This is a genomic window from Streptococcus sp. 2100, assembly GCF_013276335.1.
Classification (GTDB): Bacteria; Bacillota; Bacilli; order Lactobacillales; family Streptococcaceae; genus Streptococcus; species Streptococcus pseudopneumoniae.
Genome location: NZ_VMKV01000057.1, coordinates 1 through 14,941, shown reverse-complemented (window position 1 = coordinate 14,941; position 14,941 = coordinate 1). Strand labels below are relative to the sequence as shown.

17 protein-coding genes, 1 pseudogene and 1 other annotated feature are annotated in these 14,941 nt (G+C 40.9%); of the genes and pseudogenes, 1 reads left to right on the top strand and 17 read right to left on the bottom strand.

Features of this window, described 5'->3' with window-relative positions:
• From HT669_RS08315 to ybeY, 6 genes and pseudogenes are all read right to left on the bottom strand, one after another.
• Positions 1–1,208 (bottom strand): annotated as a pseudogene (locus HT669_RS08315) (multidrug efflux MFS transporter); the annotation flags it as partial.
• The gene (gene coaE, locus HT669_RS08310) at positions 1,195–1,800 is read right to left on the bottom strand and encodes a dephospho-CoA kinase (protein ID WP_050971507.1); all 606 of its coding nucleotides are present in this window, start codon (positions 1,798–1,800) and stop codon (positions 1,195–1,197) included. The gene coaE and the pseudogene HT669_RS08315, both read right to left, overlap by 14 nt.
• A complete protein-coding gene (gene mutM / locus HT669_RS08305; protein ID WP_050223299.1) occupies positions 1,800–2,624 on the bottom strand; it encodes a DNA-formamidopyrimidine glycosylase in 825 nt (274 codons plus the stop codon). Before mutM ends, coaE begins: the two co-directional genes overlap by 1 nt.
• Positions 2,625–2,672: 48 nt before the next feature.
• Positions 2,673–3,572 carry a GTPase Era gene (gene era, locus HT669_RS08300; protein WP_000143269.1) on the bottom strand — a complete coding sequence of 300 codons (900 nt, stop codon included), beginning with the start codon at positions 3,570–3,572 and terminating at the stop codon, positions 2,673–2,675.
• Positions 3,573–3,588: 16 nt separating this feature from the next.
• Positions 3,589–3,984 (bottom strand): diacylglycerol kinase, encoded by a 396-nt coding sequence (locus HT669_RS08295; protein ID WP_023939135.1) that lies wholly within the window; start codon positions 3,982–3,984, stop codon positions 3,589–3,591.
• Positions 3,965–4,462 carry an rRNA maturation RNase YbeY gene (ybeY, locus tag HT669_RS08290; RefSeq protein ID WP_000275156.1) on the bottom strand — a complete coding sequence of 166 codons (498 nt, stop codon included), beginning with the start codon at positions 4,460–4,462 and terminating at the stop codon, positions 3,965–3,967. The genes HT669_RS08295 and ybeY overlap by 20 nt, the downstream gene beginning before the upstream one ends.
• A 104-nt stretch (positions 4,463–4,566) precedes the next feature.
• On the opposite strand from ybeY, the gene pavA reads away from it, so the two are divergent.
• Positions 4,567–6,222, top strand: coding sequence for an Rqc2 family fibronectin-binding protein PavA (pavA, locus tag HT669_RS08285; RefSeq protein WP_050223298.1), 1,656 nt, complete (start codon positions 4,567–4,569; stop codon positions 6,220–6,222).
• Positions 6,223–6,277: 55 nt separating this feature from the next.
• Here pavA and HT669_RS08280 read toward each other — a convergent pair whose 3' ends face one another.
• The 11 genes from HT669_RS08280 to HT669_RS08230 all read right to left on the bottom strand — a co-directional run.
• Entirely contained in the window at positions 6,278–8,311 is a 2,034-nt protein-coding gene (locus HT669_RS08280; RefSeq protein ID WP_079230772.1) for a glucosaminidase domain-containing protein, read from the bottom strand.
• A 41-nt stretch (positions 8,312–8,352) separates the two neighbouring features.
• Positions 8,353–9,339, bottom strand: coding sequence for a dihydroorotate dehydrogenase (locus HT669_RS08275; protein WP_166736489.1), 987 nt, complete (start codon positions 9,337–9,339; stop codon positions 8,353–8,355).
• A complete protein-coding gene (locus tag HT669_RS08270; protein WP_023936428.1) occupies positions 9,302–10,102 on the bottom strand; it encodes a dihydroorotate dehydrogenase electron transfer subunit in 801 nt (266 codons plus the stop codon). The genes HT669_RS08275 and HT669_RS08270 overlap by 38 nt, the downstream gene beginning before the upstream one ends.
• Positions 10,103–10,349: 247 nt before the next feature.
• Positions 10,350–10,730 carry a VOC family protein gene (locus HT669_RS08265; protein WP_000157159.1) on the bottom strand — a complete coding sequence of 127 codons (381 nt, stop codon included), beginning with the start codon at positions 10,728–10,730 and terminating at the stop codon, positions 10,350–10,352.
• A 57-nt stretch (positions 10,731–10,787) separates the two neighbouring features.
• Positions 10,788–11,147: a 50S ribosomal protein L20 gene (gene rplT, locus HT669_RS08260; protein WP_000124834.1), complete on the bottom strand. Its 360-nt coding sequence runs from the start codon at positions 11,145–11,147 to the stop codon at positions 10,788–10,790.
• A gap of 51 nt (positions 11,148–11,198) precedes the next feature.
• Entirely contained in the window at positions 11,199–11,399 is a 201-nt protein-coding gene (gene rpmI, locus HT669_RS08255) for a 50S ribosomal protein L35 (RefSeq protein WP_001125943.1), read from the bottom strand.
• 32 nt (positions 11,400–11,431) lie between these two features.
• Positions 11,432–11,962 carry a translation initiation factor IF-3 gene (infC, locus tag HT669_RS08250; protein WP_000848180.1) on the bottom strand — a complete coding sequence of 177 codons (531 nt, stop codon included), beginning with the start codon at positions 11,960–11,962 and terminating at the stop codon, positions 11,432–11,434.
• Between the two features lie 15 nt (positions 11,963–11,977).
• Positions 11,978–12,109, bottom strand: a sequence feature (ribosomal protein L20 leader region).
• A 163-nt stretch (positions 12,110–12,272) separates the two neighbouring features.
• Entirely contained in the window at positions 12,273–13,457 is a 1,185-nt protein-coding gene (locus HT669_RS08245; RefSeq protein WP_050223296.1) for a hypothetical protein, read from the bottom strand.
• 3 nt (positions 13,458–13,460) lie between these two features.
• Entirely contained in the window at positions 13,461–14,048 is a 588-nt protein-coding gene (locus HT669_RS08240; RefSeq protein WP_023936431.1) for an ABC transporter ATP-binding protein, read from the bottom strand.
• A gap of 32 nt (positions 14,049–14,080) precedes the next feature.
• A complete protein-coding gene (locus HT669_RS11225; protein WP_033605204.1) occupies positions 14,081–14,299 on the bottom strand; it encodes a hypothetical protein in 219 nt (72 codons plus the stop codon).
• A gap of 145 nt (positions 14,300–14,444) precedes the next feature.
• Positions 14,445–14,941: transposase (locus HT669_RS08230; protein ID WP_172933681.1), on the bottom strand; the 497-nt coding region annotated here is incomplete at its 5' end.

The following is a 14,941-nucleotide window of genomic DNA, read 5'->3' as shown; positions in this document are numbered from 1 at the left end:
TAGAACTATTATACCATATATTGTTTCGCAGGAAGTCTAATAATGTTCGAAATTGAAGCAGGTTAAAGAGACAACTAAAGGCTTGTCGCATAAAAGACTGCATGGTAGCCAAATTGTCCTGCTACTGCAGAACCTGCCATAGGACCAACGACACCTCCCAGATAAAAGAATACCTGATTAAAGGCAAAGACCCTCGAAATACCAGCTTTGGGTGTCATCTTACTGAGAAGGGCATTGACCCCAGGTATCAGCGCACCGGTTCCCAAGCCAAAGAGGAATCGATAGAGTCCTAGTTGAAGGGGACTAGAGGAATTGGCACAGAGAAGATAGATGATGACTGAATAAAACTGGGCGACAACCAAGAGACGATGATTGCCCACCTTGTCACCTAGCTTGCCCATAACTCCTGCACTCATCATGCTGGAAAAGCCCATACTGGATACAATCAAACCAGATACAAAAAGAAGATTCTCTGTCTGCCCTAAGTCGCGTACATACAGAGCTAAGATAGGACCGATTGATTGGGCTGAAAATTGGATAACAAAACTGGTCAGAAAGAGGTTGACCAAGAGATAGGGATATTTAACTGATGTAAATAATTCCTTTGTTGGGATGGCCTTTTCCTTGGCTACTGGTTGAAAATCTTCCTTGATAAAGCAAATAGTTAAAATAGCGGCTAGAAACAGAAAACTACCAACCAGTAGGAAAACTGTACGAATGCCAAATAATTCTGCGATAAAGCCACCAATAAAGGGACCAGTTAGAGTACCTGCAACTACACCTGTAGACAAAGTACCTAAGGCAGAGCCTGATTTCTCCTTGGGAACCTGACTGGCTATCAAGGCCGTTGAATTGGGAACAAAACCCGCAAATACACCATTCAGTAAACGAAGAAAGATTAGCCAATAAATATTTGGCACAAAGGTCAAGCCTCCCATAGTGATAGTCATGGCCAGACCAGCACGAATCATCATGGGTTTTCGACCGTATTTATCAGCAAGGATTCCCCAGATAGGAGAAAAGAGCGCCGCGGAAATGGCAGAGACAGAAATAGCTAAACCTGCATAAAAAGCAGCTTGCTCACTCCCAACACCTAGATTTTCCACAAAGATGGGCATAAAAGGCACAACTAAGGAAATACTGGCTCCTGTCAGAAAATTACCAAACCAGGCAATGCGCAGATTATCCTTCCAGTTAATCTCTGTCATCTTGCTTACCTCCCTCAAGCAGGGAGACCACTTGAGTAAGAAGCTGGTCCTGATTCCCATTGTTGTTTAAAACATGGCTGGCCAAATCTTTCTTTTTCTCTAAAGGCCACTGGGCTGCCAGACGAGACTCAGCTTCATCTTTGGACAAGTTGTCCCTTTTCATTAAGCGTTCTACTTGGACATCTCGGTCCACATAGACCAACCAAGTCTCATCAAACCAAGAGACGTAGTTCTGCTCAAAAAGTAAGGGGATATCCATGAAAAAAATCTCTTCTGTCTGAGCAAACTGATCTCTCAACGTAGCTAGTTCCTCACGGATAATCTTTCCTTGGATTCGCTTAGACCATTCCTGTTCTTCAGGATTTGAAAAGATGAGATTAGCTAGGAGAGGGCGATTGAGTTCTCCATTTTCTAAGATAATTTTTTGACCAAAGTGCTGGACTAGAGCTTCAAACAGACGACCACCAGGTTTCTGTAGTTGGTGGACGGCTGCGTCGGCATCCACTACTTGAAAGCCTTGCTTTCTTAGAAAATTTGTCACGGTTGACTTACCAGAGGCAATTCCCCCAGTGATTCCGATGATTTTTCTCATCAGCCCCTCCTTTGGCACTGAGGACAAAAGTGGGTTCCACGTCCGCCTAGTTGGATTTTCTCAATCACTGTCCCACAGCGTGAACACTCTTGACCAGCCTTGTCATAGACCTGATGAAAATCCTGCATGGTTCCATCTTCCCCAAAGGCATTGGTATAGGTCCGAATGGTCGAACCACCTTTTTCAACGGCCTGGCCCAAAATAGCAATGGTTTGGTCATGAATGGCTGTCGTTTCTGCTGCTGTCAAAGTCTGGGAAGGTCTTGCCGGATGAACCTGAGCTCGCCAGAGAACCTCATCCACATAGATATTGCCAAGTCCAGCTACCAAGGTCTGGTCTAGGAGATGGGATTTGATAGGCTTTTTGGACTTGGCTAGGGCATCTTGAAAGATCTGCAAGTCAAAGTCTTGTTCGCTTGGTTCAGGACCTAATTTTTTAGAAATAAAGTAGGCATCCAAAAGGTCAGGCGCCAAGAGTTCCATAGTACCAAACTTGCGAACATCCTCATAAACAAGCGTGCCACCATCTTCAAACTGAAAGAAAACATGGGCATGCTTGCGTTCAGGAACCTGGTACGGATAGTAAAAATACTTGCCCTCCATCCGCAGATGGGAAATCAAGACCTTGTCTGTTAGGTAAAACAGCAAATATTTTCCACGACGTCCCATTGACTCAACAACTTGGCCAGGCACTTCCTTTCGAAACTCGTCCAAATCTGTCTTAATCATCTTGGGATAGCGAATTTCTATACTCGAAATCTTCTTTCCCAGAATCAATTTTTCTAAACCACGACGAACGGTTTCAACCTCAGGTAATTCAGGCATACGTCCTCCTTCTGTAAAAACAAGAAGCAGGCATGAGCCCACCTCTACTTAGTATTCTTTTTCATTATAGCCAAAGTCAGCCAAATCTAGCTTTTTATCGCGCCAGTTTTTCTTGACCTTGACCCAGGTTTCTAGGAAGACCTTGTCTCCTAGCATAAGTTCGATATCACGACGGGCCATACTACCGATTTTCTTAAGCATAGCGCCACCTTTACCGATGATAATCCCTTTTTGGCTATCGCGCTCGACCATGATGGTTGCACGGATGTGAACCTTGTCTGTCTCTTCGTCTCGTTTCATACAGTCAACAACTACTGCTACAGAATGCGGAATCTCTTCACGAGTTAGGTGCAAGACTTTCTCGCGAACCATTTCTGAAACTAAGAAACGTTCTGGATGATCTGTGATTTGATCAGACGGGAAATATTGGAAACCTTCATCCAGATTTTCACTCAAAATATCCACTAGACGAGACACATTATTTCCCTGAAGGGCTGAGATTGGAACAATTTCCTTAAAGTCTATTTGATTACGGAAGTCATCAATCTGAGACAAGAGCTGGTCTGGATGGACCTTATCGATTTTATTCACCACCAAAATCACAGGAACCTTGGTAGCCTTGAGACGCTCGATAATCATATCGTCCCCCTTACCACGCGCTTCATCAGCAGGCACCATGAAAAGAACGGTGTCCACTTCGCGAAGGGTGCTGTAGGCAGACTCAACCATGAAATCTCCGAGAGCTGTTTTAGGCTTGTGAATCCCTGGTGTGTCGATAAAGACAATTTGCTCCTTATCAGTCGTGTAAATTCCCATGATTTTATTGCGCGTTGTCTGCGCCTTGTCACTCATGATGGCAATCTTTTGCCCCATAACGTGATTTAAAAAGGTTGACTTCCCAACATTGGGACGTCCTAAAATGGCTACAAAGCCTGATTTAAAAGTCATAATTTCCTCTTACTGTTTAAAATAATAAATCCCAGATTCGTGGGAGAAAAATCAATGCGCCTGTTAAGGCTGCGAAAAGAGAAACCACTAATACCGCGCCAGCCGCCATATCCTTGGCATTTTTAGCCAGCATGGAAAAGTGATAGTGACTGGCCAAATCCACCACATTTTCAATAGCAGAGTTGATAATCTCAAAGGCTACTACCAAGAAAATGCTCAATAGGAGAAAGAGCCATTCGATTCGTGACACCTGAAAAACAAAACCTGCAAGGATGACCACTAGAGCCGTCACTGCGTGTTTTCGCATATTGCATTCTTCCTTGATAGCAGTAAAAATACCTGTCAAAGCAAATTCTAAACTGGATATCAAGTCACGATTTTTCCATTTTCGTTTATTGTCTTGTGAGTCCATAGGCTGTCAAAATTTCTTCTTGTAAACCGAACATCTCCGCTTCTTCTTCCGGAGTGTAGTGATCATAGCCGTTAATATGTAAAAAGCCGTGTACTGCCAAGAAGCCCATCTCACGCTCAAAGCTGTGACCATATTCTTCGGCCTGCTCATGAGCCTTATCGATAGAGATGAACAATTCCCCAATATAGGCATCAAACTCAGACATCATCTCTGCCAATTCTGGATTTTCAAGCAAATCCTCTTCGTCAAAGGCAATTTCCAATTCTGGTTTATACTCAAGGCTGATGACATCTGTCGGACGGTCGGTGTCACGGTACTCCAGATTAAGTTCATGACTACGCTCATTGGTCACAAAAGTGACTGCCATCTCCTTGTCTTCTTTTCCTAATTTTTGGGCTGCAAATTCCAAAATTTCTTGGGTTTGTTGCAACATTTCTTTTGAAACTTGACCAGTTTCATCTACCATTTCAATATACATGTGCTTCTCGTTTCTCTTTACTTGGCTTTATTATACCACATTTCCATGATTTTATTCTACCTTTTTGATATAATACTATGGAATACAATCACAAGGAGAGAACGATGTCATTTGACGGATTTTTTTTACACCACATAGTTGAGGAATTGCGAAGCGAATTAGTGAATGGTCGCATCCAGAAAATCAATCAGCCTTTTGAACAAGAGTTGGTCTTGCAAATCCGCAGCAATCGCCAAAGCCATCGCCTGCTCCTTTCTGCCCATCCAGTTTTTGGACGCATTCAGCTGACCCAAACGACTTTTGAAAATCCAGCCCAACCTTCTACCTTTATCATGATTTTGAGAAAGTATTTGCAGGGGGCCCTGATTGAGTCGATTGAGCAAGTGGAAAATGACCGTATTGTGGAAATTACAGTTTCCAATAAAAACGAGATTGGAGACCATATCCAGGCTACCTTGATTATCGAAATTATGGGGAAACACAGTAATATTCTACTGGTCGATAAAAGCAGTCATAAAATCCTCGAAGTTATCAAACACGTTGGCTTTTCACAAAATAGCTACCGTACCTTGCTTCCTGGGTCGACCTACATCGCTCCGCCAAGTACGGAATCTCTCAATCCTTTTACAATCAAGGACGAGAAACTCTTTGAAATCCTGCAAACACAGGAAACGACAGCTAAAAATCTTCAAAGCCTCTTTCAAGGTCTGGGACGCGATACGGCAAATAAATTGGAAAGCATACTGGTTAGTGAAAAACTTTCCACTTTCCGAAACTTTTTCCATCAAGAAACCAAACCATGCTTGACTGAGACTTCTTTCAGTCCAGTTCCTTTTGAAAATCAAGTGGGAGAGCCTTTTTCCAGTCTTTCTGATTTGTTGGACACCTACTATAAGGACAAGGCTGAGCGAGACCGTGTCAAACAGCAAGCCAGTGAACTCATTCGCCGTGTTGAAAACGAACTGCAGAAAAATCGACATAAGCTGAAAAAACAGGAAAAAGAGTTACTGGCGACAGACAATGCTGAAGAATTTCGCCAAAAAGGAGAATTGCTGACAACCTTCCTCCACCAAGTGCCTAACGACCAAGACCAGGTTATCCTAGACAACTACTACACTAATCAACCTATCACCATTGCGCTTGATAAGGCCTTGACTCCCAACCAGAATGCCCAACGCTATTTTAAACGGTACCAGAAACTCAAAGAAGCTGTCAAATACTTGACTGATCTGATTGAGGAAACCAAGGCAACCATTCTCTATCTGGAAAGTGTCGAAACTGTCCTCAACCAAGCTGGACTGGAAGAAATCGCTGAAATCCGTGAAGAATTGATTCAAACCGGCTTTATCCGTAGAAGACAGAGAGAAAAAATCCAGAAACGTAAAAAACCAGAACAATATCTAGCAAGCGATGGCAAAACCATCATCTATGTTGGCCGCAATAACCTGCAAAATGAGGAACTAACCTTTAAAATGGCCCGCAAGGAGGAACTTTGGTTCCATGCCAAGGACATTCCTGGAAGCCATGTTGTCATCTCAGGCAATCTTGACCCATCTGATGAAGTCAAGACAGACGCAGCAGAACTTGCAGCCTACTTCTCTCAAGGTCGCCTGTCAAATCTGGTCCAGGTAGATATGATTGAAGTCAAGAAACTCAATAAACCAACTGGCGGAAAACCCGGCTTTGTCACTTACACAGGACAAAAGACCCTCCGTGTCACACCAGATCCAGAAAAAATCGCATCCATGAAAAAATCCTGATTTTATTTGAAATCAGGATTTTTAACTTATACTCAAATCATATCCAATTATAGGACTAATCTTTGCCACCTAATTTCTCATTGATTTTCATCATCACACTAGCAATTTTTTCGCCCCAATAAGGGTCTGAGGCATATTCCACATTCATACCAGATGCCTTGTTTCCAAGGAAAGTTCTGCCCCTATCGATATAATTTTCCTTAATCCACTTGGTTGCTCCTAAAATACCTTTATCCACATCGTCAAATGTCTTGGCAGAAAGGTAAGGGGTCGTATCATAGGCTGTAATTCCAAAGAAATTATTCTTATCTTTGGCAATCTTACTTCGTCCCCAATCACTTTCTAAAGCACTATGGGCAAGGAGATAGAGTGCATTGATATGGTAATGTTCTTCGGCTTCCTTAAAGGTAGCTCCCTTATTTTCCAAGAGGCTATTGTTAATGTTTAGCAAACTAAATACCTTATCCAAATCCTCAGCACTATAGTTTGTAGCCTCTGTCAAGTCTTTGAAAAGGAAAGGATTTTCAAGCTTAAAACCATCAAAATGCAGGCCATCTGCCGAATAATATTTCTTGCCTACTTCCATATCAGAAAGATGAGAAGCTACTGGGATACTAGCATTCTGAGCCACATAGTGATAAAAACGGTGGCCATCACTCTCATAATAAGGGATAAAGTCCTTACTAGCATCTAGCGCTTGTAAATCTTCTGTTTTCATATAGCCTGACAAACCAGAAATAGTAATAGCCAGGCGCTTGTCATCACTTTTTCTATCCTTATCTAGCCAAACAACACTAGCTTGCGATATATAGGAGAGCTTTTCACCATCTGCATTATAGATATTTGCTGTGACTGGTACTACTTGATAATAAGCAGCATTTTCATTTGTAGCTTTTTCTCCACGCCATTTACCATCGCTTCCAAGCTGATAACCATCTACTGTCTCATTTTTCGCCATGTAGCCACCGGATTTGAAGTAGTACCAGGCTTGACTTTTAGAATCGTAGACCCATTCTTTTTTAGCCATTTTGCCATCAGACTTGAGGTAAAACCATGACTCCTTATCCCAAATCCATTCATTGGCTGCCATGTAGCCACCGGATTTGAAGTAGTACCAAGCTTGACTATGAGAATCGTAGACCCATTCTTTTTCAGCTATTTTCCCATCAGATTTGAGATAAAACCAAGATTCCTTATCCCAAATCCATTCATTGGCTGCCATGTAGCCACCGGATTTGAAGTAGTACCAAGCTTGACTATGAGAATCGTAGACCCATTCTTTTTCAGCTATTTTCCCATCAGACTTGAGGTAAAACCAAGATTTCTTATCCCAAATCCATTCATTTGCTGCCATATAGCCACCAGATTTGAAATAATAATAGTGACCATTTTCGAAAATCCATTCTTTGTCAGCATGATTTCCATTTTCTTTGATGTAAAACCAAGATTGGTATTGTTTGTCAAAAAGCCAACCTTGCTGCACTTTGGCACCACTGGCATTCACATAAGCCTGCTCAATCCACTGACTTGTTAGCAAATAACCACCAGATTTGAAATAATAGTCCTTGCCCTTAATTTGAAGCCATTCTTTCTCTGCGTGTTGTCCATCTGATTTGATATAAAACCAAGCATCGTATTGAGAATCAAATACCCAGTCTTCTATTACTTTGGCACCTGTTGCACCGACATAGGAAGCTCCTAGCCAAGCATTTCTTTTCATCTTTCCATTTTGGTCAAGATAATAGAAGGCTCCCTTGTCTTCTATCCATTCTGATTTGGCCATATAGCCACCAGATTTGAGGTAAAAATAGTCGTCACCTTGCTTTAGCCATTCATTTTCAACATAGTTGGCATCTTCTTTTATATAGAACCAAGATTGATAGTGAGCATCAAAAATCCACTCATTCGCTGCTTGACTGCCGTCTGCTTTCAGATACTGTTTTCCTTGCCAAGTACCATCACTAGCCATTGCACCCTCTGGACTAGCTAAGAAAAATAGCAGAGCTAAAAAAATAAATCTTACTTTTTTCATTAACCTTCTTCCTCTGTTCTTATTTATTTTATTGTACCAAAATTCTCCTAAATTCATATTACAAACTAATAAAAAATCAAGAACAGATTGATTGCAGTTTACCTCAGAGACTCTTTTACTTCCTTGCGAAGATTTTCTAGACTGCTGATACTATATTTATCCATAACCTTTGGTAAATTTTCGATGATGTCAGGGCAGGCATAAGGATTGGTAAAGTTAGCTGTTCCAACTCCAATAGCAGATGCCCCAGCCAGATACATTTCTAGGGCAGCTTCAGCCGAATCCACTCCCCCCATTCCAATGATAGGCAGGTCTGTTGTTTGGGCTACTTGGCGGATGAGTTTGAAGGCTACTGGAAAGACTGCTGGACCTGACATTCCACCTGTTCCATTGGCCAAGATTGGTTTTCTGGTTTTGAGGTCAAAGCGCATTCCAACCAGAGTATTGATCATGGTCAAGCCACTTGCTCCCGCATCTTCTGCAGCTTTTGCGACAGTAACGATATCGGTCACACTCGGGGTTAATTTGACATAAACTGGCACTTCTGAGGCTTCCACAGCTGCTTTCACCACATCATAAGCCAAATCTGGATCTTGACCAATCAAAAGTCCATGATTACAGTGGTCAACATTGGGACAAGAAATATTGAGCTCGATAGCTTTTACATTAGTTGCCTTGGAAATCCCATGAGAAACAGCTGCATACTCTTGTTTTGAAAAACCAGCTACATTGGCAATAATAGGAAGATTTGGATATTCTCTTTCCAGCCAAGGTAGCTTTTCAGCCAAAACAACCTCTAAACCAGGATTTTGCAAGCCAATTGCATTGAGCATACCAGCAGGCGTCTCTGCCACTCTTGGAGTTGGATTCCCAAAACGTGGTTCAAGGGTTGTCGCCTTGATCATAATAGAACCTAAAAGGTCTAAATCATAGTACTTGGCATACTCTTGTCCAAAGCCAAAACAGCCTGATGCTGGAATAATCGGATTTTTCAAATCCAAACCAGGTAGAGACACTTGTAATCGATTTGTAGTCATAATTTTCTCCTTATAATACAACTGTTCCTGTGCGGAAAACAGGACCATCTTCACAGACGCGTTGGCTGACCGTCTCGCTTTCTGGTACTTTTAGAACACAGGCATAGCAAGCTCCCATCCCACAAGCCATACGAGATTCCAGAGATAAATAGGCTCTTGGGTGATCATCAAAGGTTTGATTGATATACTTCATCATTCCTGGAGCCCCACACGAGTAAACAGCATCAAACTGACTATCTAAATCATTGATAACAACGGAAACATTTCCCTTGATGCCATAAGAACCATCATCTGTCGTTACAAAGACCTGACCATACTGAGCCAATTCCGTTTTCAAAATAACAGCATCCTTATTAGCAAAACCGAGGACTGTCACTACTTTCACTCCACGTTCATGCAATTCCTTGGCCACCTCAAGCAAGGGTGGAACACCAATCCCACCACCAACAAGGAGAACCTGATTCTGCTCATCAAGGTCAGACAAGTCAAAACCATTTCCCTGAGGCCCCATCACATCAAGAGTGTCTCCCTGACTTAAGGTTGAAAAAATTGCAGTCCCAGCTCCCTCAATCCGGTAAATGAGATGACACTGCTTCTTAACCTTATCGATAGACGAAATTGAAATAGGACGACGCAAAAGATGGGCATCATCAGGCACACGCAGATGTAGAAATTGTCCTGCTCGCATGACTTCAACCATTTCTCCTTCTAAGACTAGTTCAAAGATTGCTGGCGCGATTTCCTCCTGTGCAACCACCTTCATGGTTTCCAAACGAATGGCACCCAAACGTTTCTTACATGTGGGATTCATGACTTTTCCTCCTTAAATTTTAAGGGGACCAGACAAAGAAAAGACCTTGCTAGTGCAAGGCCTCAGTTAAAATTGTACAACAGAAGAGAGCAAACTCAAAAGTCTCCTCTAGAAAATTGTACTATTCTTTTATCTGACACCTTGTGAGTCTCTCTGGACTCCCCTTAAAGGTTAAATTTTTATTAGTATACTCTTTCAGCTAAAAAAAGTCAAGTAGAAAAGGAACATTCTACTTGACCTCATGAGATTATTTTTCACGAATGACTTCGACCTTGTAGCCATCAGGGTCTTTGACAAAGTAATAGTTTGGTGTAGTTCCTGGTAGGCCATTTGGCTCAGTCACTTCATAGCCTTTTGCACTGTGCTCTTGATGAAGAACCTCAAGATCAGGTGTACTTAGGGCGATATGAGCAAAGCCATCTCCAACCACATAAGGGCCGTGATCGTAGTTATAAGTCAATTCCAACTCATAGTCATCACCCTCAAGACCTAGATAGACAATCGTGAAGGCATGATCTGGAAAATCTCTGCGACGCAATTCTTTAAAACCAAAAGCATCTTGATAGAATGCAATTGATTTTTCAAGATTTTCTACTCGCAAGCAAGTATGTAGCATTTTTGAAGCCATATTTTTCTCCTTTATTTTTAAAAAGACTGGACAATCCTCTTCCAGTCTCATCAGTTGTTATTTACCAAGTTTTGCTTTAGCTGCATCTGCAAGAGCTGTGAAAGCTGCTGCATCGTTAACAGCCAAGTCAGCAAGCATTTTACGGTTAACTTCGATCTCAGCCAATTTCAAACCATGCATCAATTGTGAGTATGAAAGTCCGTTCATACGAGCTGCCGCGTTGATACGAGTGATCCACAATTTGCGGAAGTCACGTTTTTTCTGACGACGATCACGGTATGCATAGTAGTAAGAGTTCATTACTTGTTCTTTTGCAGTACGGAACAAGATGTGTTTAGCTCCATAGTAACCTTTTGCTAATTTAAGAATACGTTTACGACGTTTGCGTGATACAACGCCACCTTTAACACGTGCCATGTTTTATTTCCTCCAAATATTTCCTAGAATTATTTACTTACAGTCAAGCTATTATTTCAAGCGAGTAAGCATTGCTTTGATACGTTTGTAATCTCCTGAATGCACCATAGATGCTTTACGAAGATGACGACGTTGTTTCTTAGTTTTTCCGTGGAAACGGTGAGAAGTGTAAGCACGGAAACGTTTAAGTCCACCAGAACCTGTACGTTTGAAACGTTTAGCTGATGCGCGGTGTGTTTTTTGTTTTGGCATGATTTTTTCTCCTTTATTTAACTTTCTGACAATTATTTTTTGTCAGTCGCTGGCGCCAATTGCATGAACATTTGACGTCCATCCATTTTAGCACGTTGTTCGATGATGGCAATATCTTGAGTTGCTTCAGCAAACTCGGCTAAAACTTTTGCACCAATCTCTTTATGGGTAATCATACGACCCTTAAAGCGAATAGATACCTTAACTTTATTTCCTTTTTCAAGGAATTTGCGTGCATTGCGAAGTTTTGTATCAAAGTCACCCTTGTCAATCGTTGGACTTAGACGAACTTCTTTCACAGTAACAACGCTTTGTTTTTTACGTTGTTCTTTTTGCTTCTTCTGGTACTCAAATTTGAACTTACCGTAGTCCATAATTTTTGCAACAGGCGGTTTGGCTTGGGGTTGAATCAATACTAGGTCAACATTAGCGTTATCAGCCAAAGCTTGCGCTTCACTGAGTGGCTTGATGCCTAGCTGTTCTCCCTCAAGACCAATCAAGCGAACTTCACGTACACGAATCTCATCATTGATGAATAAGTCTTGCTTTGCTATGGTTTTCACCTCTTTTGTTTTATTAGAGAAAAACAATAGCGGACTCGTAAATATACAAGCCCGCACGTTATGATAGCGTTTCTTCGAAACTTTTCATCCGTAGGGCCAGGCAACTTAATGTCACAAGGCGAGAAGCTCTCACTTCTGCTTTTCTCAACTTTTATATGATACCAAGTTTTCTAGCTCTTGTCAAGATAAAAAGTTATTTTTTGAAAAGTTTGTGTTTGTATTTTGGTTTGGTTTTCGAATCAAAAAGAGAGAATCAAGTTGATTCCCTCTCTATGTTAGTTTTTACTTATTTTCCCTACCTATAGGAAAGCTAGAATCTATTAAAAACTTCCCTTTTACGTGAATTTCCCCATCTTTCGATAAATAAAATCCCCACTAACAAAAGGATAATCAAGTAAGGAAGTAAAACTAGCCCCATGCTCCAATTTAGATTGACATTATCAATCTGCTTAGGTAATCTTCCAGATAAAATCTCCACTGAACGCAAGTAAGTAAAGGGAATCAGATGTGCAATCCTTTGAAGAGGCTGAATGGTTTGGATGCCAAACAATAAGCCAACAATCCCAATGAGTGAAAGAAAAAGGACAGGCATTTTTTGCTTGAAAAAGTAAGCAATCAAATACACGACTTCCACAATGACGATAAAGGCTAAGAAAGCTAAGAACAAGCCAGGAAATAACACATCTTGTATCTTTCCAATAGTTACCTCTTGATTCGCTAAGCTATAAATTGGGTAGGGATAATCTAACTGTCCAAAACCACTTATCAGACTTCCCGCTAGAAAAGAAAATCCACAGATTCCGATAAACAGCACAGTTACATAGCCCACTCCAACTCCAAGAGAGGATAAAGCAAATGTCACTTTTGAAAAAGGATATAACTGAGCTGTGTCCAGATGATTTTGATATCTTTCTGCAAATAGTTGCGTTAGCATAAAAATAATAGCAACCACAAACAAGCTTGGGATGATAGCCTCTAAAATCCAGACAATCTGGTCAATCCCGTGGGTCGGAAACTCCAAAGTATGTGCTTTTATGTTCAAGGGATACAGGGCTTGGTAAATCTTTCGTTGGCGGTCAACCGCCATTTTAAAGTCAGAGCTAGCAGTCGGTTCATTTGACATAACTTCATAATTCTTCTCTTCATCTTGCCACTGCAAATAATAGGCTTCTTTCCATCGTCCTTCTTTTAGTAAATTCAAAATTTCTTTCTTTTGCGTTAAAAAATTTTTTTGCAAGTCTAAATTACTTTTAACACTCTGGTATTCCTCCGAGCTGGTGTCAGACATTTGGGAAAGCTTCACTTCATTTTCATTGATGATTCTCTCATATTTTACAACACTGGTTTCCAACTCGCTCTCCAAGCTGTGTGAGTTTGCAGTCTGACTATTTAAATAAAAGGTAACACCGAGTACAGATGCAAATAAAAGTAAGATAATCCAGTTTAAACGACTTTTGAAAACTTTTTTCAATAAAAATAGACTAACATCTTTCATAAACTAAACCTCTTCTATCTGCCCCTGATGAATGGTTACTACTCTATCGCAGACATCAACCAACTCTTCCTTATAGTGGGAACTTAAAAGAACCAGCTGCTCTTGTCTATCGATTTGTGCCAGCCTATCAAAAAACTTCTGTCGATAATACTCATCTAAGCCATTTGTAATTTCATCCATAAGCCAGCATTTGGCCTGACTGAGGAAATACATGGCAATCACCAAGCGTTGCTTCATGCCTAGGGAATACTTGCGAATGGGAAGGCTGATATAGTCAGACATTTCCCAGTAGGCGATTTCATCCCTCAAGTTCAGGTCTGACTTCCAGATGCTTTTTATAAGGCGAAGATAGTCCATCCCACTTAAGTTTCCATCCAGCCATTCAACACTCTCATAATAAAATAAAGAAGGAGAGACTGCGATATTTCCACTACTTATGGGGATTAAGTTGCTAATGGCGCGGAACAGGGTCGTCTTTCCAGAGCCATTGATAGCGAGAACACCATAAACCCTGCCTTTATTAAAGGTGAAATCCGCATCTTGCAAGATGACTTGTCGCGTTTTTAAGGTCACATGAGTAAGCTGTAACATATCCAGTCCTCCTTTTTCTCACTCTTTAAGGATCAATAGCCTCCTTTGTAATGGTTTACTACCTCATAACGATCGTAGTTCCAGCCTCCGCCAACTTTATACTCAGAATAGCTATAATAAGAAGACCATTCCGGAATGACAATATATCCATATCTGTGGTAATTCATACTATACCTATAGTAGGTATTCCAATCATAGCGATAACTTTTAAGAACGGTCTTAGCAGATACACTGGACTGAAGAAGACCAATAGATTATAAACTAACTAATTAAACGATTTTTGCTAATTTTTAATGATTTTATATCATCAATATCGAAGACGCTTTCATTATATCGTTTTTATCATTATTATGCAACAGATTTTTAGTTTATTTTACTACTAGACTTCCTGCAAAACTAGAATCCTAGTTCATGATTGATAATGCCAGCAATCGAATTCATTCGTAATCCGAAGCGTTTACGATGATTTCGATAGGTTGTTGAAAACATTTTAAACGTTTTTACTGTGGCAAAAATATTCTCAACCTTGCTGCTCTCCTTAGATAGTGCATGGTTACAGGCTTTGTCTTCAAGAGTTAATGGCTTAAGTTTACTTGATTTCCTCGGAGTTTGTGCTTGAGGATATATCTTCATGAGTCCTTGATAAGCACTGTCAGCCAAGATTTTACCAGCTTGTCCGATATTTCTGCGACTCATTTTGAACAACTTCATATCATGACAATAGTTCACAGTGATCTCCAAAGAAACAATTCTCCCTTGACTTGTGACAATCGCTTGAGCCTTCATAGCGTGGCATTTCTTTTTACCAGAATAATTCGCTAATTGTTTTTTAAGGCGATGGATTTTTACTTCCGTCGCATCAATCATTACCGTGTCCTCAGAACTGAGAGGAG

Coding starts and splice junctions, on each gene's coding strand:
- coaE (WP_050971507.1), bottom strand. CDS start 1,800: ATGAGAAAAATCATCGGAATCACTGGGGGAATTGCCTCTGGTAAGTCA.
- mutM (WP_050223299.1), bottom strand. CDS start 2,624: ATGCCTGAATTACCTGAGGTTGAAACCGTTCGTCGTGGTTTAGAAAAA.
- era (WP_000143269.1), bottom strand. CDS start 3,572: ATGACTTTTAAATCAGGCTTTGTAGCCATTTTAGGACGTCCCAATGTT.
- HT669_RS08295 (WP_023939135.1), bottom strand. CDS start 3,984: ATGGACTCACAAGACAATAAACGAAAATGGAAAAATCGTGACTTGATA.
- ybeY (WP_000275156.1), bottom strand. CDS start 4,462: ATGTATATTGAAATGGTAGATGAAACTGGTCAAGTTTCAAAAGAAATG.
- pavA (WP_050223298.1), top strand. CDS start 4,567: ATGTCATTTGACGGATTTTTTTTACACCACATAGTTGAGGAATTGCGA.
- HT669_RS08280 (WP_079230772.1), bottom strand. CDS start 8,311: ATGAATTTAGGAGAATTTTGGTACAATAAAATAAATAAGAACAGAGGA.
- HT669_RS08275 (WP_166736489.1), bottom strand. CDS start 9,339: ATGGTCCTGTTTTCCGCACAGGAACAGTTGTATTATAAGGAGAAAATT.
- HT669_RS08270 (WP_023936428.1), bottom strand. CDS start 10,102: ATGAATCCCACATGTAAGAAACGTTTGGGTGCCATTCGTTTGGAAACC.
- HT669_RS08265 (WP_000157159.1), bottom strand. CDS start 10,730: ATGGCTTCAAAAATGCTACATACTTGCTTGCGAGTAGAAAATCTTGAA.
- rplT (WP_000124834.1), bottom strand. CDS start 11,147: ATGGCACGTGTTAAAGGTGGCGTTGTATCACGCAAACGTCGTAAACGT.
- rpmI (WP_001125943.1), bottom strand. CDS start 11,399: ATGCCAAAACAAAAAACACACCGCGCATCAGCTAAACGTTTCAAACGT.
- HT669_RS08245 (WP_050223296.1), bottom strand. CDS start 13,457: ATGAAAGATGTTAGTCTATTTTTATTGAAAAAAGTTTTCAAAAGTCGT.
- HT669_RS08240 (WP_023936431.1), bottom strand. CDS start 14,048: ATGTTACAGCTTACTCATGTGACCTTAAAAACGCGACAAGTCATCTTG.